23 protein-coding genes, 1 tRNA gene and 1 pseudogene are annotated in these 26,732 nt (G+C 46.5%); 17 read left to right on the top strand and 8 right to left on the bottom strand.

Annotated elements, in window-relative coordinates:
- Positions 1-35 precede the first annotated feature (35 nt).
- Positions 36-119 (bottom strand) — tRNA-Leu (locus IPJ02_03870).
- Positions 120-248: 129 nt separating this feature from the next.
- On the bottom strand, positions 249-1,061 hold the full coding sequence (locus IPJ02_03875) for a 2,3,4,5-tetrahydropyridine-2,6-dicarboxylate N-succinyltransferase (protein MBK7374716.1): 813 nt from the start codon (positions 1,059-1,061) through the stop codon (positions 249-251).
- A 121-nt stretch (positions 1,062-1,182) separates the two neighbouring features.
- Here IPJ02_03875 and IPJ02_03880 point away from each other — a divergent pair, with 121 nt between their 5' ends.
- Positions 1,183-2,196 carry a glycosyltransferase family 9 protein gene (locus IPJ02_03880; protein MBK7374717.1) on the top strand — a complete coding sequence of 338 codons (1,014 nt, stop codon included), beginning with the start codon at positions 1,183-1,185 and terminating at the stop codon, positions 2,194-2,196.
- Positions 2,189-2,761 carry a threonylcarbamoyl-AMP synthase gene (locus IPJ02_03885; GenBank protein MBK7374718.1) on the top strand — a complete coding sequence of 191 codons (573 nt, stop codon included), beginning with the start codon at positions 2,189-2,191 and terminating at the stop codon, positions 2,759-2,761. The genes IPJ02_03880 and IPJ02_03885 overlap by 8 nt, the downstream gene beginning before the upstream one ends.
- A 39-nt stretch (positions 2,762-2,800) precedes the next feature.
- On the opposite strand, the gene IPJ02_03890 is transcribed toward IPJ02_03885, so the two are convergent.
- Positions 2,801-4,450, bottom strand: a complete 1,650-nt coding sequence (locus tag IPJ02_03890; protein MBK7374719.1) for a PorT family protein — start codon at positions 4,448-4,450, stop codon at positions 2,801-2,803.
- Positions 4,451-4,749: 299 nt separating this feature from the next.
- On the opposite strand from IPJ02_03890, the gene IPJ02_03895 reads away from it, so the two are divergent.
- The 4 genes from IPJ02_03895 (at position 4,750) to IPJ02_03910 (ending at position 8,765) form a co-directional block, all read left to right on the top strand.
- The gene (locus IPJ02_03895) at positions 4,750-6,477 is read left to right on the top strand and encodes a DEAD/DEAH box helicase (protein ID MBK7374720.1); all 1,728 of its coding nucleotides are present in this window, start codon (positions 4,750-4,752) and stop codon (positions 6,475-6,477) included.
- A gap of 180 nt (positions 6,478-6,657) precedes the next feature.
- Complete coding sequence (locus IPJ02_03900) at positions 6,658-7,527, top strand: helix-turn-helix transcriptional regulator (GenBank protein ID MBK7374721.1); 870 nt, start codon at positions 6,658-6,660, stop codon at positions 7,525-7,527.
- Between the two features lie 45 nt (positions 7,528-7,572).
- Positions 7,573-8,256 (top strand): aminopeptidase P family protein, encoded by a 684-nt coding sequence (locus tag IPJ02_03905; GenBank protein ID MBK7374722.1) that lies wholly within the window; start codon positions 7,573-7,575, stop codon positions 8,254-8,256.
- Positions 8,257-8,282: 26 nt separating this feature from the next.
- Entirely contained in the window at positions 8,283-8,765 is a 483-nt protein-coding gene (locus IPJ02_03910; protein MBK7374723.1) for a nuclear transport factor 2 family protein, read from the top strand.
- A gap of 43 nt (positions 8,766-8,808) precedes the next feature.
- Here the strand turns inward: IPJ02_03910 and IPJ02_03915 are convergent, their stop codons facing one another.
- On the bottom strand, positions 8,809-10,059 hold the full coding sequence (locus tag IPJ02_03915; protein MBK7374724.1) for a metallophosphoesterase: 1,251 nt from the start codon (positions 10,057-10,059) through the stop codon (positions 8,809-8,811).
- Positions 10,060-10,497: 438 nt separating this feature from the next.
- On the opposite strand from IPJ02_03915, the gene IPJ02_03920 reads away from it, so the two are divergent.
- The 6 genes from IPJ02_03920 (at position 10,498) to IPJ02_03945 (ending at position 16,217) form a co-directional block, all read left to right on the top strand.
- Entirely contained in the window at positions 10,498-11,298 is an 801-nt protein-coding gene (locus IPJ02_03920; GenBank protein MBK7374725.1) for a ParA family protein, read from the top strand.
- A 90-nt stretch (positions 11,299-11,388) separates the two neighbouring features.
- Positions 11,389-12,294 (top strand): ParB/RepB/Spo0J family partition protein, encoded by a 906-nt coding sequence (locus IPJ02_03925; GenBank protein MBK7374726.1) that lies wholly within the window; start codon positions 11,389-11,391, stop codon positions 12,292-12,294.
- Positions 12,294-12,905: a hypothetical protein gene (locus IPJ02_03930; GenBank protein ID MBK7374727.1), complete on the top strand. Its 612-nt coding sequence runs from the start codon at positions 12,294-12,296 to the stop codon at positions 12,903-12,905. Before IPJ02_03925 ends, IPJ02_03930 begins: the two co-directional genes overlap by 1 nt.
- 74 nt (positions 12,906-12,979) lie before the next feature.
- A complete protein-coding gene (gene dapB / locus IPJ02_03935; protein ID MBK7374728.1) occupies positions 12,980-13,699 on the top strand; it encodes a 4-hydroxy-tetrahydrodipicolinate reductase in 720 nt (239 codons plus the stop codon).
- 14 nt (positions 13,700-13,713) lie between these two features.
- Complete coding sequence (locus IPJ02_03940; protein MBK7374729.1) at positions 13,714-15,528, top strand: sensor histidine kinase; 1,815 nt, start codon at positions 13,714-13,716, stop codon at positions 15,526-15,528.
- A 47-nt stretch (positions 15,529-15,575) separates the two neighbouring features.
- Positions 15,576-16,217, top strand: a complete 642-nt coding sequence (locus IPJ02_03945; GenBank protein MBK7374730.1) for a response regulator transcription factor — start codon at positions 15,576-15,578, stop codon at positions 16,215-16,217.
- Positions 16,218-16,316: 99 nt separating this feature from the next.
- Here the strand turns inward: IPJ02_03945 and IPJ02_03950 are convergent, their stop codons facing one another.
- The gene (locus IPJ02_03950) at positions 16,317-17,261 is read right to left on the bottom strand and encodes an NAD-dependent epimerase/dehydratase family protein (GenBank protein ID MBK7374731.1); all 945 of its coding nucleotides are present in this window, start codon (positions 17,259-17,261) and stop codon (positions 16,317-16,319) included.
- 226 nt (positions 17,262-17,487) lie between these two features.
- Here IPJ02_03950 and IPJ02_03955 point away from each other — a divergent pair, with 226 nt between their 5' ends.
- The gene (locus IPJ02_03955; GenBank protein ID MBK7374732.1) at positions 17,488-19,785 is read left to right on the top strand and encodes a tail fiber domain-containing protein; all 2,298 of its coding nucleotides are present in this window, start codon (positions 17,488-17,490) and stop codon (positions 19,783-19,785) included.
- Positions 19,786-19,834: 49 nt separating this feature from the next.
- Complete coding sequence (gene kdsA, locus IPJ02_03960) at positions 19,835-20,665, top strand: 3-deoxy-8-phosphooctulonate synthase (GenBank protein ID MBK7374733.1); 831 nt, start codon at positions 19,835-19,837, stop codon at positions 20,663-20,665.
- 90 nt (positions 20,666-20,755) lie between these two features.
- Here kdsA and IPJ02_03965 read toward each other — a convergent pair whose 3' ends face one another.
- Positions 20,756-20,977: a PspC family transcriptional regulator gene (locus IPJ02_03965; GenBank protein MBK7374734.1), complete on the bottom strand. Its 222-nt coding sequence runs from the start codon at positions 20,975-20,977 to the stop codon at positions 20,756-20,758.
- A 134-nt stretch (positions 20,978-21,111) separates the two neighbouring features.
- Between IPJ02_03965 and IPJ02_03970 the strand changes: the two are divergent.
- Both IPJ02_03970 and IPJ02_03975 read left to right on the top strand, forming a co-directional pair.
- A pseudogene (locus IPJ02_03970) lies at positions 21,112-23,384 on the top strand (aconitate hydratase).
- 120 nt (positions 23,385-23,504) lie between these two features.
- On the top strand, positions 23,505-24,074 hold the full coding sequence (locus tag IPJ02_03975; protein ID MBK7374735.1) for a YceI family protein: 570 nt from the start codon (positions 23,505-23,507) through the stop codon (positions 24,072-24,074).
- A 69-nt stretch (positions 24,075-24,143) separates the two neighbouring features.
- On the opposite strand, the gene IPJ02_03980 is transcribed toward IPJ02_03975, so the two are convergent.
- A complete protein-coding gene (locus IPJ02_03980; protein MBK7374736.1) occupies positions 24,144-24,548 on the bottom strand; it encodes an SET domain-containing protein-lysine N-methyltransferase in 405 nt (134 codons plus the stop codon).
- Between the two features lie 66 nt (positions 24,549-24,614).
- Here IPJ02_03980 and mgtE point away from each other — a divergent pair, with 66 nt between their 5' ends.
- A complete protein-coding gene (mgtE, locus tag IPJ02_03985) occupies positions 24,615-26,006 on the top strand; it encodes a magnesium transporter (GenBank protein ID MBK7374737.1) in 1,392 nt (463 codons plus the stop codon).
- On the opposite strand, the gene IPJ02_03990 is transcribed toward mgtE, so the two are convergent.
- Positions 25,998-26,543: a histidine phosphatase family protein gene (locus tag IPJ02_03990; protein MBK7374738.1), complete on the bottom strand. Its 546-nt coding sequence runs from the start codon at positions 26,541-26,543 to the stop codon at positions 25,998-26,000. The two genes, mgtE and IPJ02_03990, sit on opposite strands and share 9 nt — an antisense overlap.
- Positions 26,544-26,732 lie beyond the last annotated feature (189 nt).

The following is a 26,732-nucleotide window of genomic DNA, read 5'->3' on the forward strand; positions in this document are numbered from 1 at the left end:
ATACAAATGCCCTTCACTTTTGTGAAAGGCATTTGTGCCCAGGACTGGATTCGAACCAGCACATCCTTGCGAACGCTGCGACCTGAACACAGTGCGTCTACCAATTTCGCCACCTGGGCAGGTGAACCAACGTTGAAGTCGTTGTAAACCGTTTCATTCGTTAAAACCGTTGCGCAGGCCAAAACCCTGAAACGATTTTAAACATTTAAACGACTTAAACGTTTCAAACGGATTGCAAATATAAGGCACTACACCGAAACATTAAAATCTCTCAGTGCATCATTTAAACTTGTCTTAAGATCCGTGGATGGTTTACGTTGACCGATGACCAGCGCACAACCTACCCCGTACTCCCCTGCCGGGAATTTTTTGCTGTAACTGCCGGGTATCACTACACTCCTTGCCGGCACAATACCCCGCATTTCTTTCGGTTCAGTCCCGCTCACATCAATGATCTTGGTGGACTGTGTCAATACCACATTGGCTCCCAGTACCGCTTCTTTTTCCACCCGCACTCCTTCCACTACTATGCAACGGCTGCCGATAAAACATCCGTCCTCTATAATGACCGGGGCCGCCTGCAAGGGTTCCAAAACACCCCCAATGCCCACCCCCCCGCTCAGGTGAACCCCCTTGCCTATCTGGGCACAACTACCCACGGTAGCCCAGGTATCAACCATCGTACCTTCATCCACATAAGCACCGATGTTCACATAGCTCGGCATCAATACCACGTTCCTGGCCAGGTATGCACCATATCTTGCCACGGCATGGGGTACCGCCCGCACACCCAGGGAAGCATAATCCGACTTCAGTTTCATCTTATCATAAAATTCAAAAGGCGGTAACGTATAGGTCTCCATCTGCTGGATGGCGAAGTACATCAGTATGGCCTGTTTCACCCACTCATTCACCTGCCAGGACCCATTGACAGGTTCGGCAGTACGAAGGCGGCCTTTATCTACTTCTTCCAATACGGTCCTCACTGCATCGGCATAGGCCTGGTCTTTTAAAAGATCCCGTTTGGCCCAGGCATCCAGTATCATTTGCTTTAACTCCATTGCGTTGAATTTCTGCAAACTTACACTGTTGACCGAACAAAGAAAAAAGCATTTTATACCGCATAAGTTTCAATTGTAAACCGGGTACCAATCCGTATTAATCAATAACTTTACAGCTTACATGCAAAAGTTTCTCGTCATACAAACAGCCTTTATCGGCGACGTGGTGCTGGGCACTGCTTTGGTGGAAAAACTGACAAAACATTATCCCCATGCCCGGATAGATTTCCTGGTACGAAAGGGAAATGAAAGCCTGCTGGAAAATAATCCGCACCTTTCTGAAGTGCTTACCTGGGATAAAAAAAAGCGGAAACTCAGGAACCTGTTAGTCCTGCTTCTGCATATCAGAAAAACCAGGTACGATAAGGTGATCACCATCCAGCGCTTTTTTTCCACCGGCCTGCTCACGGCATTTTCCGGGGCCAACGAGACCATTGGCTTTGACAAGAACCCCTTAAGTTTCCTGTTCAGCAAAAAAGTAAAACACATCATCAGTAAGGAGAACGGGATAAAGCATGAAGTGGAGCGAAACAATGACCTTATTGAATCTTTTACCGACGGATCAGTTATCCGTCCCAGGTTATATCCATCAGAAAAAGATCATGCTGCAATATCAGCCTGGACACAAAAAAAATATGTGACTATATCGCCCGGAAGTATCTGGTTTACCAAAAGATATCCGTTTGAGAAATGGGCTGACCTAATCAGGAATTTTCCCCCTGAGTATGCTGTTTATTTAGTGGGAGGAAAAGAAAACATTGCCGAATGCGAATACATAAAAAGCATCAGCAACAATCCGGATGTAGATATCCTGGCAGGCAAACTTTCTTTTTTGCAATCGGCGGCCTTAATGGAAACAGCGGCTATGAATTATGTAAATGATTCCGGGCCGCTTCACTTTGCCTCGGCGGTAAATGCGCCGGTTACAGCAGTATACTGCTCAACCGCACCTGCTTATGGCTTCACGCCCCTGTCCGACAAATCATATATCGTTGAAACACCGGAAAAGTTAAACTGTCGCCCCTGTGGAATCCATGGCCATAAAACCTGTCCTGAACAACATTTTAAATGCGCCAAAACCATTCAGACAAATCATCTCCTCGAAGCTTTTCAAAAAGCGATGATGAATGTATAGCTACGAGAACGATATTGAACAATGCCTGCGTGTGCTGAAAGAGGGCGGGTTGATCCTCTATCCCACCGATACGGTCTGGGGTATTGGCTGCGATGCAACCAATGAGGAGGCGGTGGCACAGGTCTATGCGCTTAAAAAAAGGTCCGATGAGAAAAGCATGATCATCCTGCTGGCCGATGAACGGGACATCATCCAATACGTTACCCAGCCCGACCCAAAAGTGTTTGATTATATCAAAGGCATCCACAAACCAACCACCATTATTTACGAAGGCGCGGTGGGACTTGCGCAAAACCTTACCCCGCAAAACAACAGCATTGCTATCCGCATCACAAAAGACAGGTTCTGCAAAGACCTGATCAAACGGTTCCGCAAGCCCATTGTTTCCACTTCGGCAAATGTTTCCGGTTACCCGGCTCCGGAAGTTTTTACAGATATTGATGTGGCAATAAAAAACGGTGTTGACTATATCGTGCAACACCGCCAGGATGATTCAACCCCTGCCGTACCCTCTGCAGTGGTCAGGTGGAACGCCGATGGCTCTCTCCACATCATACGTTCTTGAATAACTTTGCCAACATTTCGAACGTTGGCAAAGTTTATATTATAATGTAAGCCCGATCCCCAACTGGATACTCTGGTTCTTCCACTTCTCGTTATTATCGATGTCATTGATATTGCTTAAGCCGATTGCGTAGCGGCCGTAAATATTAAAGTGACGGATATTTACCTGCACACCCCCCAGCATACTGAAGTCGCCGCTCTTGAATGCTTCCTGGCCGTTTTGCAGAAGCGTATTGCTCTTATTGGTGAGGATCCCGAACTGGGGACCTACCTGCAGGGTGAGCATTTTGGTGGGTTTGATGTTTAATAAGATGGGGAAGCTCAGGTATTTCAATTGCACTTTATTCAGTTGCTTGAACTGGTAAACACTGCTGAACGTGCTGGATGTATCCACGTTGGTCTGGCTGAATAATATTTCGGGCTGGATACCTAATTTTTTGCCCAATCCGATTTCAAAAAAACCACCCAGGTGATAACCGAAAGAGAATTCATCTTTAAAGGATTTACCAGTGAGTTTGTTAATGGAAGCGCCGCCTTTAAAACCGATGTGAAGCCGCTGGGAAAATGCAGAAGTGCTGATGACCGTCAATAATGCCAGTGAAAGGATCTTCGTTTTCATGTTAAATGGTTTGGTTCGCACATAAGGCGCAAGATACATGCCATGCAGAAAAATATTTTTACAAACTTTTGTTAAGAGAACCGGCAGGTTAGAATGAGAATCCTGCAACAACCGAAAATAATGAAGTGAGTCTTTTTCAGTAGTGGATGGCAGGTAATAGTCAAGGTATACCTGGGGTTGAAAATAAAACTTACCATAGTAATACGTTATCTCTGCCAGGAAACCCAGCGACTGTATTTTAAACGAACCGGAACTGCTTCCATCGCCGTATCTCGTTTTAAGATAATTCTGAACAACGGGTCTGCGGTTGGTCAGGCTGCTGGAATGGGAAATGTTCCAGGTTTGCGATCCTGCATTCAGCATGATGGTTGGCTGCAGCTGAACAGCATCCTTCTTACCAAAGACCTTATAAAAGTCCCATTCATGCGTGGCAGATAAGATGGCAGACAATCCATACACCCGCGTGGTTATGGTATCCCGTATATGCACCACCCGGTTGAAGAACCAGAATGCCGTATCAAAATATTCTTCCTGTTTACCGAAAGAAAAACCAACGGCGATTCCCGGCTGTATCCATGTCTTCTTGTACGTAAAGCTTCCATAGAAATCATTTTTAAAAGGGCTTACGTCAAAACTGGTGGTGGAGCCTTCCATAAAACGGGTGTAGGATATGCCGGCATCTATATTTTTATTGTGGTAAACATAGGCAGGGCGGAGGGCATACTGGTACATTTTTAATTTCCCGTCATCCCTGGCAAAAAAGCCGGTCAGGGTAAGCCCCAGCCCGCTTTTATGATAATACCCGGCCGATGGTGTATAAAACAGTTTGTTGGTGATCGCCTGCCCTGCATTTAGTGAATTATTCTTCAGGCTGAATATCCCATTGCCGATACCTACATTAACATCAAAATAGCTTTTCTTCTTTCCGGCTCCCATCATCAGCTGAATGAACGCATCGTTCCTGAACATGGAATCCAATGCCTGCTTTTCCTCCTTCGTAAGCGAATCGGTCTGGACACAGGCCAGCGAAAAAGCCAGGACGGAGATCATTAATAATAAGGATCGTTGCATAAGCGGTTGAGTCAGCCTGTATAGATTTAAAAGAACAAAATTAGTTTAATATGGCGCAAATTTTTATTTCATGCCAGACTTGGGCATAAATAGCCTATCTTTGCGCCCATTATTTAAAAACTGAGAATTACATGACATGCTCAGTTGCTGTTGAAAATAGGTCTATCCCCGGGGCATTTTGACACCCCTGCATCCGATAGCTATCGGATTTATACAACGGCCAAAAGCATGACATCCCGGTACTTCGACACGTTCAGTACATCCGGGAAACAGCATGTGGCTATCGCAAAACAAATTTCATGAATGCATTTGAAGCCTTAGGCTTGAACGAACAATTGGTACAATCTGTTACCGAATTAGGATTTGAAACCCCCACCTCCATACAGGAAAAAGCGATCCCTGTCCTGTTATCAGGCACCACCGATTTCATCGGTCTTGCTCAAACCGGAACCGGCAAAACCGCCGCATTTGGTTTACCCTTATTACAGCTGATCGAACCGGCACAGCGGCATCCCCAGGCGCTGATCGTTTGCCCGACGAGGGAACTCTGCCTGCAGATCACCAGCGACATTGAGACCTTTAAAAAACACAGCCGGAATATTTTTACAGAAGCCGTTTACGGCGGCGCCTCCATCATGATGCAGATACGCAACCTCAAAAAAGGCGTACACATCGTAGTGGCAACACCAGGCCGTTTGATCGACCTGATAGAAAGAAAGGCCATCGACCTGCAGAAAGTAAAATACGTGGTACTGGATGAAGCCGATGAAATGCTGAACATGGGCTTCCGGGATGATATCGATTTTGTACTGAAAAATACCATCAACCGGGAGAGCACCTGGTTATTCAGCGCCACCATGCCACCGGAAGTAAGGGCCATCTCTAAAAATTATATGGAGAACCCGAAAGAAGTTACGGTCGGTAAAAAGAACAGCGGCAATGTGAACATCGACCATCAATACTTTGTGGTGCCTGCACAACACCGTTACGAAGCATTGAAACGCCTGATCGATTTCAACCCCGGCATGTATGCCATCATTTTCACCCGTACCAAGGCCGACGCACAGGATATTTCTGAGCGCCTGGCAAAATCGGGTTACGAGATCGAAGCGCTGCATGGAGACCTGTCCCAGCAGCAGCGCGACAAAGTGATGGGGCGTTTCCGCAGTAAGAACCTTCAATTGCTCATCGCCACCGATGTGGCAGCAAGAGGAATAGACGTGGATGGCATCACCCACGTGATCAATTTTGAATTGCCCGACGACATGGAAGTGTATACCCACCGCAGCGGCCGTACAGGCCGTGCCGGTAAAACGGGTGTTTGCCTTTCCATCTGCCACAGCAGGGAAAGCTATAAGATCAAATCACTTGAGCGGATGATCAATGCAAAATTCCACAAAGTGGATGTGCCGAGCGGTAAAGACGTTTGCCGCAAGCAGTTCTTCCATTTCATGGATAAACTGATGCTGGCCGATGTGAGCCATGGGGATTACGAAACCTATATGCCCGACCTGATGATGAAATTTGCCGAAGTAAGCAAAGAAGAAGTATTGCAGCGGGTAGCTGCGCTGGAGTTCAGCCATTTCCTGAAATATTACGAAAATGCGGAGGACCTTAACCGTGCCGACATACGGGGCGACAGGAGGCAGCCCATGCGGGAAGAAATGGGTGGCAGCCGTAAAGAGCGCACCAGCTTCAACAGGCGGGATAGTGGCTACACCCGGTTATTCGTTAACCTGGGGACAAAAGACGGTTTTTACAAAGCCAGTTTTTTACAATTCATATTGGACGAGAGCGACCTGAAGAAAGAAGTACTTGGCAAGATCGATATGCGGGAAATGAACAGCTGGGTAGAGATCGACAAAGATGCTGCCGGCAGAATGATAAAAGCCATCGACGGCAAACGCTACAACAACCGCACCATCCGCATGAACGAGGCCGACGGCGGTTTCAGAAGGCCAACGGATGAAGGAGGAAGGGACAGAAAAAGAATTTATGCTTCGAAGGAAAGAGGAAGCTTCCGGTAAGATCTGAACCGCGGAATATTCAATAATCAATGTTCAACCTGCCGGCAGGCAGGAAGGTTCTCAATGATAAACGGGATCCGTTTCAGAAACGGAATGCTCATCCATTGAACATTGAGCATTGTGTATTGAACATTTCTATATAGAAGAATGCTTTACATTCGATATTAATTCTGCATTTCAATGGAAGCTGAGGTACACATACTGTTCTCTTCTGACTATTATGAGATCTGCGATTTCAAATGCCTGTGTAATGAATGCACCAAGTCGAAGACAGAATACAATGAGCATCTTTCACTCTGCATTACCAGGTCAGGAAATTTTTATTACCATGCATTCCGCAACTCGCTGGATACCTATACCGGCTCGGTGCTCGTGAGTAAACCCGGTTACGATTACACCGTGACCCACCCCGGTGAAATACCCGATGCGTGTACCATCATCATTTTTAAGAAAGTATTTTACGAAGACCTGGAAGAACAGTTTCAGCTTAAAGCGCATTGGTTCTTTTCCAATAAAGACATCCAGTCATTGCTGCTAAGAACCAACCCGCAGGTAGAACAGCTTCACTATACATTACTCCAGGCAGCCAGGCAGGCATCACCGGGTAAACTTGAAATGGACAGCCTGGTAATGGATATCCTGGAAGAAGTGCTGTCCCGTTTCACCAATTACGAAGTACCGCAGGCACTGCCGGCCCGGCTAAAAAAACACCACCTCGTAACCATCGAGAAAGCGAAACAATACCTCAGCGAAAATCTTACAAAGAATATCTCGCTCGAAGAACTGGCAAGCCACTGCCACATAAGCCCCTTTCATTTCAGCAGGATATACAAGGCTTTTACGGGCTATCCTGTTCACCAATACCTGCAATTGATGCGCCTGAAACATGCCGGGATGTTACTGGCTACTGCCTTGCCCGTTGCGGATATCGCCTTCCAGTCGGGCTTCAACAGCATCGACTATTTCTCAGCTGCTTTTAAAAAACAATACAGGCTCTCCCCTTCCGCCTTCAGGGCCAGCCGGAAAAAAACAGCAGGATTTCACAAGTGATGCCGCTCCATGACCTTTAGCTTTGTGCTCCGCTAAATCAACGCTATGGACGAAGTGAAACAAAACCTGGTGTTTGCCGAACAAAAGGCAAAAGAATTATTCAATACCGCAGAACAACGGGGGCTGATAATTCCCGGGAAGTCTGAAAGTGAATTGGCAGGGGAAATAGCTAACCTGGCCAAAGAATTTTTTGGCATTGGGAACTTCTGGCATAAAAAAATTGTACGGGCTGGCGCCAACACCCTTCACCCATACAATGGAAATCCACCAGACCGGGTCATCCAGGATGACGATATTGTATTTTTAGACCTGGGCCCTGTTTTTAAGGGTTGGGAAGCAGACCTGGGGAGAACCTATGTTATTGGCAATGATCCATTGAAACTGAAATTAAAAAAAGACGTAGAAGATGCCTGGCATGAAGCAAACCGGTGGTATTCCAAACAGAATGATCTGACAGGTGCGGAATGCTTTCATTACGTTACTGAGCTGGCAAAAAGTTATGGGTGGGAATTTGGCGGAGACATAGCCGGTCATATAGTAGGCCCTTTCCCGCATGAACAGCCGGATGATCCTGCCGACCTGGGATTGGATATTCACCCGGATAATCAAAGCAGCATTTTCCTGCGGGATAAACATGGGAACAAAAGACATTGGATACTGGAAATTCAATTTGTGGACAGGGCAAATAATATCGGGGGTTTCTTTGAACAATTATTGACAACAGAATAAAACATCAGATCAATAAACGCATAAAAATGAAAAAGATCATCAACACAGGCATCATGGCACTGGGGCTGTTGCGAGCCGACGCCCAGGGCCCGGATATGGCAATATTAAAAGAACTGAATGCAAAATTCATTCACAATTTTGTGACCAATGACGTGGCGGCTCACAGTCTGATCATTCACCCGGATTTCATACACATCAACACAGAAGGAAAATACACCGACCGGGCAAGGTACCTCGAGAACTGGGCGCATGGTTTCAGGGATATTGTATATTGGGACTACCGGGGCGAAGACATCAAACTATTCGGCAACACGGCCCTTGTACATTCACAGAACAAGTGCATTGCGATCAAAGACGGGAAAGAAGATATCAGCTACTGGATGTATACCGATACCTATATAAAAGAAAACGGGGAATGGAAATGTGTGCAGGCGCAGATAGGGAAAGTGACAAGGGAGAACCTTGCCGGGGAGGAAACGATCGTGAGGAAATATGATTACCGGAAATAAAACATTCACTACACAATGTTCAGAACAACATTCAATATCCAATTTAAACAAGCTCTATCACCGTTATCTCCGGCATGATGCCCACCCTGCCCGGGTAACCGATAAACCCAAAACCGGGATTCACATACAGTTTTTGGTTGCCTTCTTCATACAGTCCTGCCCATTGTTTATACATGTATTGCACCGGGCTCCATTTAAAACCGGGTATCTCCACGCCAAACTGCATGCCGTGGGTATGGCCGCTCAGCATCAGGTCAACATCGGGGTATTTTGTTTTTACTTCCGCATCCCAATGACTGGGATCGTGACTCATTAAGATCTTAAATGGATATTTTTCAGCCCCGGGATGTGCCAGGTCCATGCGCCCGTGTTTGGGGAACCTGGCCTTGCTGCTCCAGTTCTCGATGCCCAGTAAAGCGATCTGTTCGCCTTCTTTTTCCAGTACCACGTGTTCATTCATCAGCAAACGCCATCCCATATCCGCATGCACCTGTTTCAGGTTATCCAGGTTCTGTTCCCGGCTGATGCCATTATACGGCCAACGGACGTAATCGCCATAATCGTGGTTGCCAAAAATGCTGTATACCCCCATGGGGGCTTTCAGCCGGCTGAATAATTCCATGAATTCTTCCATCTCGGTGGCCCGGTCATTCACCAGGTCGCCGGTAAACAGGATGAGGTCGGCATTTTCTTTCAGTATCTTATCAATGCCATGATGTACTGCTTTCTTATCGGTAAAACTGCCGCTGTGGATATCGCTGATGTGGATGATCTTTAATCCCTTGAATGCCGCCGGTAAATTATCAAATGCCAGCGGAACCTTTTTCAGGCTGTAATTGTACTTATTGCCAAAACCGTACAGGAGGCTTCCAAATAAAGTGCCTCCGGCAGCCAGGCCCAGCCAGCTTAAAAATACCGATCGGCTGATGCCATCACCGCTCATGCCTTCCACATCGGTATTGCTGAAGAATAATTTTCCGGCAACCCATTGAATTCCCCTGCGCACATCATCCACCAGGAAAAAGATGACCGCTACCATTTTTGCCAGCGACAAACCGATGATGGTTGCAAACAGATACGTCCTTACCTTCTTGCCCATGAAATGCTGGTCGGTATAAACAAACAGCAAAAAGCTGATGATGGCAATGACGGTAAGCCCCCAGTACAACGAATAGATGATCGCCCGGGCCCTGGGAGAAACAGAATGGCTTACTGCCTTCACGGCCTGGAAAATATAGGTATCCAGCAGCAGCATAATGCCAATGGTAATGAAAACGCCGGTTGGTGTACGCATGGGGGTTTAGAGTTTAGGGTTTGAAGTTTGAGGTTTGAGGTTGGGGACCCAGGTTATTAAAGGTCATATGTTTTTTTGTTGCTATCATCATTATCACAAATATTACAATTAAGAGAGCTCTTTGTTCCCGGTTTTATGCCGAATGGTTAAATTTGCAGGCCCGGAAGTCCTATGCAGCATTTACCCGCAAATTTCAGGGTGTTTATTCAAAACAGACGATTGGGAATGTAAAATATTTTATAATGTGGCATTTGCCTCTTTATGGCTTGCCTGCAGCTTTGGGCGTAGAAAAAATGGTGAAAACAAAAAAGGGAATTGCTGTACATTACAATACCTTTGGGCATCTCAGAAATGCACCGTTGTGCGTTGTCCATTGGCCGGTAAGCAGCTGTATAACGAACGACGGTCAACGAACAACGAATAACGAACAATGATACTATGGGCAGAATAATCGGAGTAGCAAATCAAAAAGGAGGAGTTGGCAAGACAACCACGGCCATTAACCTGGCGGCGAGCCTCGCCGTGCTGGAATTCAGGACCCTGCTGGTGGATGCCGATCCACAGGCAAACAGCACCACCGGAACCGGTTTCGACCTGCACAACATCACCCAGAGCCTTTACGACTGTATGGTGAACGAGGCACAGGCCAAAGACGTGATATTAAAAACAGATATTCCTTTCCTGGACCTGCTCCCCTCTCATATTGACCTGGTAGGTGCCGAGATCGAAATGATAAACTACCCCAACCGGGAAGCGGTGCTTAAAAAGATACTGGAACCCATCAGGGATGAGTATGACTTTATTGTGATCGACTGTTCGCCATCGTTGGGACTGATAACCGTTAATGCCTTAACAGCCGCCGACAGCGTGGTGGTTCCCGTGCAAACCGAATTCTTTGCACTGGAAGGGCTGGGAAAACTGCTCAATACCATCAAGATCGTTCAGAACAGGCTCAACCCATCGCTGAAAATTGAGGGGATCCTGATGACCATGTATGATGGCCGCCTGCGTCTTTGCAACCAGGTGGTGAGTGAAGTGCGCCGCCATTTCGATGACATTGTTTTCAGCAGCATCATTCACCGCAACACCCGCCTGAGTGAAGCGCCCAGTTTTGGCAAGCCCGTTATCCTGTATGATTCCGACAGCAAGGGCGCCGTTAATTATCTTAACCTTGCCAAAGAGATATTGCAAAAGAATAACCTTACCAAAATAAAAGAAGAAGACAGGATATTGGAGTAATAAGTTCGTGGTTTGTAGTTTGTGGTTCGTTGTTATATCAAAGAGTATCTGCCACAACTACAAACCACAAACCACAAACAATAAATAAACATGAGCCTTCCAAATAAAAAAGATGCATTGGGAAAAGGGATACGCAGCCTGCTTCAGAATATTGATGCAGACCTTAAAAGCACTGCCGGAAGTTTAAAGCCGGAGGTGATGGAGCAGGTTTCAACATCCATGCGCATCCCGCTGGAACAGATCGAAGTGAATCCCAAACAACCCCGTCATGACTTTGACGAAACCGCCCTGAACGAACTGGCAGATTCCATAAAAATGCATGACATCATCCAGCCCCTCACCGTGACCAGGCTGGCCAATGGCAGGTACAGGCTTATTGCCGGTGAACGCCGTTTCCGGGCTTCAAAGATTGCAGGGCTCAAAGATGTACCCGTTTATATAAGGCAGGCAGATGATGCCCAGTTACTGGAGCTTTCGCTGCTGGAAAACCTGCAGCGGAAAGACCTGAATGCGATCGAGGTTGCCCTCAGTTATAAACGCCTGATGGATGAACTGGCATATACACAGGAGCAGGTGGCAGAACGGATGGGTAAAGAAAGGAGTACGGTCACCAACTACATACGCCTGCTGAAATTACCCCCCGATATACAGGTGGCTGTCCGCAACGGCGACATCAGCATGGGACATGCAAGGGCGCTGATCAATGTGGATATGATTGATAAGCAACTGTACATCTTCAACGAAATAAAGAAACGCGGGCTTTCTGTACGTCAAACCGAAGAACTGGTAAGAAAACAATATATACCGGCTGTTAAAGTTGCGGTAAAACAGGCCCTGCCACCCGATCTCAAACGAATTGAAGATAATTTAGCATCGCAGTTCAACACCCGGGTTAAATTGAAACACAGCAAAAAAGGCGGAAGCATCCTGTTTGAATATTATTCCACCGAAGAACTGAATGCCCTGCTGGAAAAACTGAATATTAACGTAAGCTGATGTATAAAGCGACCTCCTGTTTTATCCTGATCATCTCCCTTCTTTTTTGTACCCAGGTTGCTGCCCAGGAGGGCGGCGCCAAAAAAAAGAAGAACACGAACATATTCTCCAGACCCGACACGTCTAAATTATACAGCCCACGGATCGCCACCATCCGCTCTGCCATCCTTCCGGGATGGGGCCAGGCCACCAATAAAAAATACTGGAAGATACCGGTTGTGTATGCTGCATTGGGAGCCACCACGTATATCTTTTTCAGGAATGTTAAACAATACAGGGAAGCCAGGGATGCCTATCTCAATGCAATAGATGGTGACTTTACAAACGATTTCCAGATCCCCCAACCCTATTTTTCAGTAAAAGACCAGCCTGAACGGATAAAGAATTTCCGCAACGAGGTAAGGCAGAATGTGGACTACTCTGTACTGTTCTTTATCCTCTTCTGGGGGTTGAACGTGGTGGATGCCACCGTGGATGCCCATTTAAAGACCTTCGATGTAAGTAACGACCTCAGCCTGCAGATAAAGCCCGGTTACAGCCCCCTTGCCCGCACAAATGGGATAAGCCTGGTGCTGAACATTCACCCCAAACCTCTAAAGGGGCTTAAATGATTATATTTGTTTTTCACTAACTTTTAAAGCGCATGAACAACGCAGGTAATACCCCCTTCAGGGGGCCAGGGGGCATGAGGATCGCACTGATCGGTTATGGCAAGATGGGTAAGACCATTGAAGAAGTGGCCGGGAAACGGGGACATACCATTGACCTGAAGATCGACATTGATACCACCGGCTCTTTTACGAAAGAAAATCTTCTACGCTGCGATGTGGCCATTGAATTTACCGGGCCACACAGCGCAAAGGAGAATATACTGAAATGCCTGGATGCCGGCATACCCATTGTTAGCGGCAGTACCGGGTGGCTGGAGTACCGGGATGAAGTGGATGATCTTTGTAAAAAGAAGAACGGAAGTTTTTTATACGCCAGTAATTTCAGTGTAGGCGTGAACATTTTTTTTGAGCTGAACAAAAAACTGGCACAGCTGATGAAACCGCACAACGACTATGATGTTTCGCTGGTGGAGATCCATCACACGCAGAAAAAAGATGCCCCAAGCGGAACAGCCATCACCCTTGCCGAACAGGTACTGCATGAGATCCCAGGTAAAGTAAAATGGGTGAATGAAGCTTCTGCCAACCCGGAAGATCTTGTCATTATCAGCAAGCGGGAAGACCCGGCACCAGGTACCCATTTGGTAAGATACCATTCCGCCGTTGACGATATTGAATTAATCCATACGGCACACAGCCGGCAGGGGTTTGCACTGGGTGCTGTGCTGGCTGCGGAGTTCATCAAAGACAAGAAAGGCATTTTCAACATGCAGCAGGTACTAGGCATCAGCTAACCCAACTGAAACGGATGCAACGGACAAAAATAATCCTCTTTACTTTCATATTATGTATTACCGGCTTTTCCGTCAAGGCACAGCAATACCTCATTGACAGCCTGAATTTTATAATTGAGAACAGCGCCAGCGACCGGGAGAAGATGAAAGCCTGTTTCATGCTGCAGGAAAAACTTCTTGTAAAGGATTTTGATGAGTGCCTGGCGGCTGCACAAAGAGGCGCTTCCCTTGCACAAAAAATAAACGACAGCAGTTCCTTCGGTGGCTTTCAAAGCGCCATTGGCAGGGCCTACTATTTTAAAGGCAACTACGACAGCGCAGCCACGTATTATTATAAAAGCATCGGCATCTTACGAAAGACCGGCGACCAGCCGAAGCTGGCTGCCGCATTGAATGATCTTGGAAAACTATACCGCAAATCCCGTGACCTGGACAGGGCATTACAGATGTACGATGAGGCTTTTGCTATTTACAACCGGTTGAATGACGAGGAGGGGATGGGAACCATACTAAATGAATCGGGGGTGGTATTTGAATACAAAGAAAATTACGATGAAGCGATAAGCCGTTACAAAAGGTCACTGGAAATACGGGAAAGAATGAGCGACACCATTGGTATCGCTTACAGCCTGAATTTTATTGGCGGCGCTTACACGCAGCAAAAGAAATTCAAAGAAGCTGAAGATTATCTTTTTCAGTCACTCGAACTGAGAAAAAAACTGAAAGACAGTTTTACCATTGCCCTGAGCCACAGCGACCTGGGCTATATGTATAAAGAACAAAACAGCCTCGACAAAGCCCTTGAACAATACAACCTGAGCAATGCCATTGCCGTTGATATGAAATTCATCGACCTGCTGCTGGGTAATTACCGGGAACTGGCGGTGATCGCAGAAAAGAAAGGGGATTTTGCCCTGTCGCTGGTTTATTACAAAAAGCAAACAGCACTCAAAGACTCGATCTATTCGGGTGAAAAGATGAAACAGATAGAACAGCTGAATGCAAAATACCAGGCAGAGAAAAAAGAGCAGCAGCTGAAACTGCAGAAAACCGAGCTAAGCCGGAAGAATTATTTGCTGATGGGCATCTCGCTTGCCAGTGCCCTGCTGGTATTATCCGGATTCACTTTTTACCGGAAAAGGCAGTTACAACATAAAATGATGCTGCAGGAGGAAGTGATGAAACAGCAGGACATTGCTACCAAAGCCATCATCAATGCCGAGGAAAATGAACGCAAACGCATTGCTGCCGACCTGCACGACGGCGTGGGCCAGTTGATGAGTGCGGCAAAAATGAACTTATCCGCCTTTGAGAATGAGATAACTTTCAAAGACCAGTCCCAGAAGATCTCTTTTGAAAAGCTGATCAGCCTGGTGGATGAGAGCTGTAAAGAGATACGGAGTGTAAGTCACCAGATGATGCCCAATGCACTGCTCAAAAGCGGGCTTGCCAGTGCCGTTAAGGAATTCATTGATAAGATAGACAACCGCATTCTCAAAATAAACCTGCATGCGGAAGGCCTGAGTGAACGGCTTGATAGTAATACCGAAACGGTGCTTTACCGGGTGATCCAGGAATGTGTGAACAATGTCATCAAACATTCGGGAGCCTCCAACCTCGATATTTCACTGATAAAGGATGAAGATGGCATATCGGTAACTGTGGAAGATAATGGGTGTGGTTTTGATACCACCGATAAACAAAAAACGGAAGGGATCGGATTGAAGAACATCCGCTCCAGGGTTGAATTCCTTAAGGGTACGGTTGATTTTGACAGTTCTCCGGGAAAAGGCACATTGGTTGCCATTCATATCCCGGCATCCCATTAAAAACTTTTCGCTACATTTAGCGAACGGAAAAGAAGCTTGAGCAGAAAATGAAAAACGCTAAGACCAGGTTAGGGATCGTTGACGACCACCAGATAGTAATAGACGGGCTAAAATCTTTACTTCAGGGCCACAACCAGTTTGAAGTGCTGGTTGAATGTACACAGCCGCTCCGGATGATCGAACTCATCGGCAGGAATTTCATTGATATTTTACTCACCGACGTAATGATGCCCGGCATGAACGGGGCAGAACTGGCAAAAGAAGTTCACCTGAAATACCCTGAAATAAAGATACTGGCGCTTTCCATGAGCGGGCAGGGCGACCTGGTAAACCGGATGATCGAAGATGCAGACATTTCCGGTTATGTGCTCAAGAACATTGGCAAACAGGAATTGGTGAAGGCACTGGAAAAGATCTCTGCCGGCGGCATTTATTTCAGCGATGAGGTTTTGGAGGAAATGACCAGGGCCAGCGAACGGAAAAAAGAAAATGAAGAGGTCAATCTTACGGCCAGGGAAATTGAGATCATCCGGCTGATCGAAAAAGAATTAAGCAATAAACAGATCGCTGAAAGACTTTTTTTGAGCGAACGGACCGTGGAGACCCACCGCAAGAATATTTTCCGGAAAACGAATACCGCCAGCGTGATCGGCTTGGTGAAATATGCCTACGAGCACAAGCTCATATGAATAATGAACAAGGAATTTTGAATGACGAAGTATGACATTCCGATCATAATTCATCATTCCTTGTTCCTTGCTCGATATTCATTCCCTGGTTCAGTATTCTCAGACCTTCAGGTTCTCCAGCATATCCTTCGTCATCTGTTGCAGGTTGAATTCTTCCTTCCATCCCCAGTCCCTTCTTGCCACGGCATCATCAATACTCTGCGGCCAGCTGTCTGCAATAGGCTGGCGATAATCGGGTTTAAAGCTGACTGAAAAATCCGGGACATACTTCTTTATCTCCGCAGTGATCTCCTTTGGTGAAAAACTCATGGCCGATAAATTGTAAGACGTACGTACAGAGATCTTATCTGCCGGCGCTTCCATCAATTCGATCGTAGCCCGGATGGCATCGGGCATATACATCATGGGCAGGTATGTATCTTCCCGTAAGAAGCATTCATAATTCTTTCCCTTCTTTGCCTTGTAAAAAATATCCACGGCATAATCCGTTGTTCCGCCGCCGGGTTCACTCTTATAGCTTATCAGTCCGGGGTAACGCAGGCTCCGTACATCCACCCCATAGCGCTGATTAAAATAATGGCACCAGAACTCACCGGCATATTTACTGATACCGTAAACAGTGGTAGGCTCAATAATGGTCTGTTGCGGGCAATCCTGTTTTGGCGAGGTGGGCCCGAAAACCGCAATACTGCTCGGCCAATATACTTTATGCAGGTTTTCCTCCCGGGCTATGTCCAGCACGTTCAGTAAACTCTGCATGTTTAGACTCCAGGCCAGGTTGGGATTTTTTTCGCCGGTGGCAGAAAGAATGGCAGCCAACAGGTATACCTGGGTAATATTCTGCCGGATCACCTGTACGTGCAGCATCTCCTTGTTCATCACATCCAGGCTCACGTAGGGGCCGGTACCCTTTAGCAGGTCATTTTCTTCCCGCAGGTCAGAAGCCACTACGTTGGCATTGCCGTATATTTTACGAAGAGCCAGTGTTAACTCCACTCCTATCTGTCCGGATGCGCCGATCACTAATATTTTCTCTTTAAGCATAGCAAGTCTTTGAAATACAAATGTAAGGGCTAATACAATTCATTCCTCAGGCAAAGCCGTTTGTTCATCAAATCCCGCCGTTCGGAAGTTCGTGATGTTTTTTTAGTTCTTTTATTTATATTTGAATTGCCCTTTAATATAGACCAATATCCTTCGGTCGACGCCAATTACCCTTCTCGATCAGCAAGAAATTTTTCACCCTGGTGACCTTTAAAACTATACTATTATGAGAAAGAAGTACCTCTTGCTGATAACCTTTCTGCCCGTTATTCATTTTGCTGGTGCACAGTCCTTTTCTGTAAATACTGACGGAAGTGTTGCCGACCCGAGCGCCATGCTGGATGTGAAAAGCAGCCAGAAGGGGCTTTTGATACCCCGGATGACAAAGACTGAAAGAAACGCTATCACCACCCCCGCTACCGGTTTGCTGGTATTTCAAAATGCGCCCGACAGTATTGGCTTCTATTATTACGACGGCAGTAAATGGAGTTGGGTTGCATCCATTAACGGAAATGCCGATACCCTTGCCTGGAAAAGAAACGGGAATGCAGGCACCAGCACCGCAATGCATTTCATCGGAACCACCGACAACCGGGCACTGAACTTCCGGGTCAATAATATACGGGCAGGATTGATCGATAATGCCAGTTACAATTTAGCCCTGGGATACTCCGGTTTCCTTAACAATTCATCAGGCACACATAATACAGCCATCGGTTATCAGTCAATGACCGGTAATACAACAGGCAATTACAATACCTCTGTGGGGGCGTTCAGTTTTTTCAGCAATACAGCGGGGATCCGGAATACGGCCATAGGAACCTCTGCACTTTATTTCAATAATGCCAATGATAATACAGCTGTTGGATATGAAGCTCTTAATCAGACTTCATCTGTTGCTGCAAGAAACAATACAGCGGTAGGTTCAAATGCATTGCGGCAGAACAGCTCCGGTACCGCCAATACCGCAATGGGTGATTCAGCAGGATATATTTTAACCGCGGCCAGCTATAATGTCTTTTTCGGAAAAAATGCAGGAAGGGATAACCTGGGTTCCTGGACGACCCTGATCGGTATTGATGCCGGGACAAAAAACACGGCCAACGGAAGCGTTTTCATTGGTTCAGCTGCAGGGATGAAAAACACATCCGGCATTGGAAACACATTTGTAGGCGATAATGCCGGAAGAGAAGTTATCACAAGTTCAAATAATTCCTTTTTCGGAAGCTATGCCGGCCAGGCAACTACAGGTTCAGGAAATAGTTTTTTTGGCAGACTGGCCGGGTATAATAATACATCAGGCATCAATAATCTGGCCACTGGGTTTGAATCGCTGATAAGTAACCAGGGAGGCAACAACAATACTGCTGTTGGCTACAGGAGCCTTTATTCCAATACATCCGGCTACAGCAATATTGCCCTTGGCCCGGAAGCATTACGGACAAATACAACCGGCAGTAATCTGGTTGCGGTGGGTGATTCAGCCCTCTATAATAATTCCGGTGGTACCAGTAATACGGCTGTTGGCTCAAAAGCTTTATATCTTAATTCAAACGGCGTAAATAATACAGCAACAGGATTCCAGGCTTTAAGACAAAACGGACTTGGCAGCAATAATACGGCATTTGGATCCAATGCTTTGATCCTTAATACAAATGGAAGTGCCCATACTGCAATGGGTTCATTTGCATTAAGTAACCTGACAGGCAGTAATTACAATGTTGCCATTGGTGACAGTGCAGCCCGGAATTTAGCAAGCGGCTCCAATAATGTTATTGTAGGTACCTGGGCAATGAAAGATCATACTGTCGGCCAGCAAAATACGGCCATTGGAAACTTTGCCATGGGAGAAAGAGAAAGCGGTAATTATAACACAGCCCTAGGAGCAGGAAGCCTATGGAATACAAACAATGACTATAATACGGGGATCGGGTACCAAGCAGGTGTTGCAAATGTTTCAGGAACCAACAATACCTACCTGGGAGCAAATGTTATCGTTGGAGTTGATAATTTGACCAACTCTACAGCTCTTGGAGCAAACTCGTTTATAAACGTAAGTAATAAGGTCCGGATCGGTTCTTCAACTGTAACAGTGATCGAAGGACAGGTTGGATACACATTCCCATCTGACGGAAGATTTAAAACAGCGGTCACTGAATCTGTTCCGGGGCTTGATTTTATTACCAGGCTGCGCCCGGTTATTTATAATTTCCAGACTTCCCGGTATGATGCTTTTATAAGATCAGGTACTACTGCAGATCCGAAGCTCATCGGCTCTATTGATTATACCGAATCAGAACGCATACGTCATAGTGGCTTTATTGCACAGGAGGTTGAAAAAGCAGCCAGGGAAGCAGGTTATGATTTTGACGGAATTGTCATTCCAAAGAATGATAAGGACACCTACGGCATAGGTTATTCTCAATTTGTGGTCCCATTGGTAAAAGCAGTACAGGAACAACAAAAACAAATAGAATCGCTGAAAAAAGAACTGGATGAAATGAAGAAATTAATAGGGAAATAGCCGGCATATGGAATACAATATTAAAAACTGAATATTGTAACTTTGCGGCATGGAAAAATATTTAACCGAACTTTTCAACAAGCAGCAATACGATAAGAACAATTTCTTCCTGATTGCAGGCCCCTGCGTGGTGGAAGGGGAAGAAATAGTGATGGAAATAGCAGAGAAAGTTTCTGCTGCCTGCAAAAAACTGCAGATACCATATATATTCAAGGCATCTTACCGAAAAGCAAACCGTACTTCCGCCAGTTCATTCACCGGCATCGGCGATGAAAAAGCCCTGGAGCTGATAAAGAAAGTAAGCGAAAAATTCTCCATCCCCACCACCACCGACATCCATACCGCCGAAGAAGCAGCCATGGCAGCTAAGTATGTTGACGTGTTGCAGATCCCTGCATTTCTATGCCGCCAGACCGACCTGCTGATCGCTGCCGCAAAAACAGGGAAGATCGTGAACGTAAAAAAGGGGCAGTTTGTAAGCGGCCCTTCCATGAAATTTGCTGTTGAAAAGATAAACAATGCCGGTAACAACAAGGTCGGACTGATCGAACGGGGCAATACATTCGGCTACCAGGACCTTGTGGTTGACTACCGCAACATCACCTGGATGAGAGAGATAAAAGTACCTGTCATAATGGATTGCACCCATGCGTTGCAGCAACCGAATCAAACTGCCGGCGTAACAGGAGGAAACCCTGAGCTGATCGAAACGATCGCCAAAGCTGCCATAGCCACAGGGGCCGATGGTTTATTCATTGAAACACACCCCAACCCTGCTGTGGCAAAAAGCGACGGTGCCAATATGCTGCGGCTAAACCTGCTGGAACCCCTGCTGGAAAAACTGGTGAGGATAAGGAAAGCTATTGCCCCTATCCCCTAAAGGGAACAATTATGTTTTACTAATAAATTTTTTGTTACAAACCAATCTTCGCATTGATCTTCTCCATTTTCCCCCTTTAGGGGATAGGGGTCACAGATACCGCAGCGGGTTCCTTCTTGCATTCAGGATATACCGTTTCACATTCATCCAGAAAGCAACAAAGAAGTAAATGATCACCGGGGAACCCAGGGTCATAAAAGACATATAGATAAAGTACTTTCGTATGGTGGAGGTGGCAATGCCCATCCGTTCGCCAATGGCGGTACATACTCCAAATACATGCCACTCAATAAAATGTTTGAACCGGTTCATCCTGCTAAATTAAACACATTTTAACCCAAAAACAAAGCCTTTAAAAAATGCCTTTGTTTCAGTAAATTTGCACTCCAATCTGGAATTTATCCAGTTCACAAACCAGTTCATTCTCAAATCACCAAATTATTACTATGGCCTTCGACCTCGACATGATCAAAAAGTTGTATGCCGATTATGGCAACCGTATTGAAGCAGCCCGTAAAGCAGTGGGCAAACCCCTGACCCTTACAGAAAAAATATTGTATGCCCACCTTTGGGAGGGAAACGCCTCCCAGCCTTATGAGCGTGGCAAAAGCTATGTGGATTTTGCACCCGACCGGGTGGCCATGCAGGATGCCACCGCACAAATGGCGCTGCTCCAGTTCATGCAGAGCGGCCGTGACAAGGTAGCAGTTCCTTCCACGGTACACTGCGACCACCTGATCGAAGCCAAAGTGAACAGCAAGACCGACCTGGACAGGGCTGTGCATGAAAGCAGCGAAGTATATGATTTCCTGGCTTCCGTCAGTAATAAATACGGCATCGGTTTCTGGAAACCCGGCGCCGGCATCATTCACCAGGTGGTGCTTGAAAATTACGCCTTTCCCGGTGGTATGATGATCGGAACAGACAGTCATACCGTTAATGCCGGTGGTTTGGGTATGATCGCCATTGGCGTTGGTGGCGCCGATGCATGCGATGTGATGGCCGGCTTGCCCTGGGAACTGAAAATGCCCAAACTGATTGGTGTAAAACTGACCGGTAAATTGAACGGATGGACCGCACCCAAAGATGTAATTCTTAAAGTGGCCGGCATACTTACTGTAAAAGGGGGTACCGGTACCGTAGTGGAATATTTTGGCGAAGGCGCTGTATCCATGAGTTGTACCGGTAAAGGGACCATTTGTAATATGGGCGCCGAGATCGGTGCAACCACATCAACCTTTGGGTATGATGAAAGCATGAGCCGTTACTTAAAAGCCACGGGTCGTGAAGAAATTGCCGTTGGTGCGGATGCCGTTAAAGAACACCTGACCGCCGATGCAGAAGTATATGCCGATCCCGGAAAATATTTCGACCAGGTGATCGAGATCAATCTCTCGGAACTGGAACCGCATTTGAACGGGCCATTCACTCCCGATCTTGCTACACCTATTTCTAAAATGAAAGAAGAAGCCATTAAGAATGGCTGGCCTACAAAAATTGAAGTGGGCCTGATCGGCAGTTGCACCAACTCTTCGTACGAAGACATAAGCCGTGCTGTGAGCCTGGCAAAACAGGTGAGCGAAAAAGGGTTGAAATTAAGATCAGAATTCACCATAACACCCGGCAGTGAGCAGGTTCGCTATACGATCGAAAGGGATGGATTTTTAAATGTATTTGATAAGATCGGGGCTACCGTTTTTGCCAATGCCTGCGGCCCCTGCATCGGAATGTGGGCAAGGGTGGGTGCAGAAAAAGCAGAGAAGAACACCATCGTACATTCATTCAACCGCAACTTTGCCAAGCGTGCCGATGGCAACCCGAATACGTATGCATTTGTAGGCAGTCCCGAAATGGTAACGGCCATGGCCATTGCCGGCGACCTGACCTTTAACCCGCTGACCGATACATTGACCAACGAAAAAGGCGAGCAGGTAAAACTGGATCCGCCCACCGGGTATGAGTTACCGCCTGCCGGTTTTGCTGTGGAAGATGCCGGCTACCAGGCACCCGCCGCTGATGGAAGCAGTGTGCAGGTAAAAGTATCTCCCACAAGCGACCGCTTACAATTATTAGAACCATTTGCTGCATGGGAAGGCACTGACCTGAATGGATTGAAATTGCTCATCAAAGCAAAGGGCAAATGCACCACCGACCATATCAGTATGGCGGGTAAATGGCTGAAATACCGTGGTCACCTGGATAATATCAGTAATAACCTGCTCATCGGCGCCACCAATTTCTTTAATGATAAGACCGATAATGTAAAAAGCCAGCTGAACGGCGAATACGGGCCCGTACCGGCCACACAACGGTTTTACAAAGCGGCGGGCATTGGTACCATTGTAGTGGGAGATGAAAACTATGGCGAGGGGTCAAGCCGTGAACATGCAGCCATGGAACCAAGGCATTTAGGCGTACGTGCCGTACTGGTAAAATCATTTGCACGGATACATGAGACCAACCTGAAAAACAAGGCATGCTGGCCCTGACCTTTGCCAATAAAGAGGATTACAACAAGATCCTCGAGGACGATACCATTGATATTGAAGGGTTACTGGCTTTTGCGCCCAACAAACCATTGCAACTGGTGTTGAACCATGCCGATGGCAGTGCAGAGACCATACAGGTAAACCACACGTACAATCAACAACAGATCGGGTGGTTCAAAGCCGGTGCTGCACTGAATATTATCCGGAGGGAGTTTGAGCGTAAACAATAACACCCGGTAAACTGTTATAAAGACCTGCCCCGACCGGCAGGTTTTTTATTAACAAATCCTTATAAATAAATATTTAATGTTTAAACATTGAAGTTGTACCTTGCATCAAATTTAAAAATCATGGCAACCAAAAACTGGGTCCTGGACCCCACACACAGCGAAGTTCATTTCAAGATCAAACACCTGATGATCACCAATGTTACAGGCAGTTTTGACATTTTTACTGTATCGGCAAAGACCGAAGAAGAAGACTTTACCCGGGGAAAGATCACCTTCACGGCCGATGTGAATTCCATCTCCACCGGCAATGAGCAAAGAGACGGTCACCTGAAGAGTGGCGACTTTTTCGATGTAGAAAAATTCCCCCGGATCAAATTTGAAGCAACCAAGGCAACACCCGTTGACAACGATGGTTCATTCGACCTGTACGGCGACCTGACCATACGCGACGTGACAAAAAATGTAAAGCTGGCCGTAGAATTCGGCGGGGTGGTTAAAGACCCGTACGGAAATACCAAGGCCGGTTTCACCATCAATGGAAAGATCAACCGGAAGGATTTTGGACTTACCTGGAATGCGGCTACCGAAGCAGGTGGCGTAGTGGTAAGTGAGGAAGTGAGGATCGTAGCAGAGATACAATTGGTAGAACAACCGGTTGCTGAAGAGGTAGAACTCGCAGCACAGCAATAATATATTTTTGCCCATGAGAACTGAAACTGAATCCCGGTGGGATTCAGTTTTTTCGTTAATACCGCTTGATCATTTTACATCAAACCATACTTTGTTAGCATCATTCCAGTCTCCGTTATAATTAATGGTAAGTTCCTCCCCTTTTTCAATCACCCGCACGGTTTTGATCATCATGTTCTCATCTTCAAAATCCATGAAATACTCACAATTGCTTTTATAGCTGTGGTTATAAATGGGTATCAGCCCAAGCGCCATGCAGCATCTGCCTGCCTGTCCGGCAGGCAGGTCCTTCTGCTTTCCCCACTCAAAAATATAATCGTGCAAAAGGGTCTTGTCCAAATACTCCCGGTCTGCCTTCTCCATGGCAATGACCGGGGATATTTCAATGACGGTATTGGCCGGGATCCGTTCCCGGGTAAAGACCCCCCTGCCCTTTTCGTTCGTGCTATCAACAAATAAATAAGGCTTCAGCATAACATCGGGTTAAGATAAATGGGCTAAATTGCGGCACATTTCAATGCAATTTAATAACAATGAACGATGTCGCTGGAACTGGAAGAAATATCATTGCAGCAGCGGTTTGAAGAAGTGATCGCTTCGGAGAACAAACTGGAGATACAGGAATTTCTGAATCACCAGAACATCAGCGACGTGGCCAACCTCATTTACGACAACGAGGATTACGAAAGCCAGATCATTTCCCATCTTTCCATTCACCGGGCTGCCAGCGTTTTTAAGATCCTTGAACTGCCGGTTCAGAAAAGGATCATTAAGAATTTACCGGCATTTAAAACCACCGAGCTGCTCAATGAACTGCCGGCGGATGACCGGGTTGCCTTCCTGGAAGAATTGCCCACCAGCATTGTAAGGGACCTCATCAAGACCCTGGAACCCGATGAACGTATAGTAACCCTTGAAGTACTGGGCTATCCCGAAAACAGCATGGGCCGGATAATGACGCCGGACTATGTATACATATACGAGCACAATACCGTGGCAGAGGTTTTTGAAACGATCCGCAAGCATGCCAAAAGCAGTGAGACCATTGATGTGATCTATGTGATCAATGAACAGGGCGAGCTGCTGGATGATATCCGCATCCGGGACTTCATCCTGGCGGACCCTCAAACCAAAGTGACCGAACTGATGGACGGGCGTTCCATTGTGTTGCACGTGAATGATGACCAGGAAATGGCCAGCGAGGTCTTTAAGATGAATAACCGGGTGGCTTTGCCCGTTACCGACAACAATAATATCCTGCTGGGCATTGTTACCATTGATGATATCCTTTGGGTGGCAGAAGAAGAGTTCAGCGAAGACATCCAGAAGATAGGTGGTACCGAAGCATTGGATGAACCCTACCTGGATATGCCTTTCTGGAAACTGATCGGCAAACGGGCGCCCTGGCTCATCATTTTATTCGTGGGCGAATTATTCACTGCCAGCGCCATGAGTTTCTTTGAAGACGAGATCAAAAAAGTGCTGGTGCTGAACATGCTGGTGCCCCTCATCATTTCCAGCGGCGGTAATACCGGGAGCCAGGCATCCACCCTTATCATTCAGGCCATGGCCAAAGCAGAGATCACAATCAATGACTGGCTGAAAATATTCAAACGGGAATTAAAAAGCGGCCTCGTGCTGGGTGGGATATTAGGCATGGTGGGTTTTATCAGAACCTTTGTGTGGAGTTATATAGAACCGCATCTTTACGGCGCCCACACATTCCTGCTGGCAATGGTAACAGGTGTTTCGGTCCTGGGAGTTGTTCTATGGGGCACGCTTGCCGGCTCCATGCTTCCCATGTTCTTAAAGAGATTGAAATTTGACCCTGCTACATCCTCCGCACCATTTGTAGCCACATTGGTGGATGTTACAGGCATTGTCATTTATTTCACGGTGGCCTATTTCTTCCTTTCCGGCATTTTACTGTAATGCTTTCATCGGGGCAGAAGAACCCGGTTTGTCACCATACTTTGTTTGCTTGACCCTTGCTTTCTGATTTTTGTAAGTAACCAAAAAAAGATTATCAAATTCCGCATCCGGCAGATCCCCCCCTGGAAAATCCAGAACACCCAGCTTACGGATTATATGTGGTATGGTATTGCTGTGGGCAATGACCAGGATCGTTTTACCAAAATCCCGGTGCTCCATGATCGCATTCACCAGGTTGTCGCAGATAGTATCGGCCGTATAATGAACGGTGTCAATTCCCAATCGGATGCGCATGCTGTCGGCGGTCATTTGTGTGCGCCTGTATTGGCTTACATAGATCTTCTGTATCCCTTCATTCTGTAAGGCCCTCACCAGGTCACCGGCCCTTTTGTATCCCGTGGCAGTTAAAACCGGGTCCTTGCCCGTTTCTTTTTCAGCATGACGTACAATGAATACCCTTGTAACGGCGTTTTCCTGCTGGGCAAAAATCATGGTTGCCGACAGGCAAAAAACAAGAAGGACAAAAAAGTATCTCATATAAACGATTTATACCCCCAATTTAAGCCAATACGCTGAAAATAAGCAGCTTTATATGCCAATACTGCCAAATGAGAACATTTTTACTAAATTGCGTTGATTATAACCCTGCATACCAGGGGGCCTGTCAAAAACCAGCTCAGGAATTCACAAAGATTTCTTAACCCTGATAAAAACTGAAAACATAAA

The sequence above is a fragment of the Chitinophagaceae bacterium genome, from assembly GCA_016710165.1.
Taxonomy (GTDB): Bacteria; Bacteroidota; Bacteroidia; order Chitinophagales; family Chitinophagaceae; genus Ferruginibacter.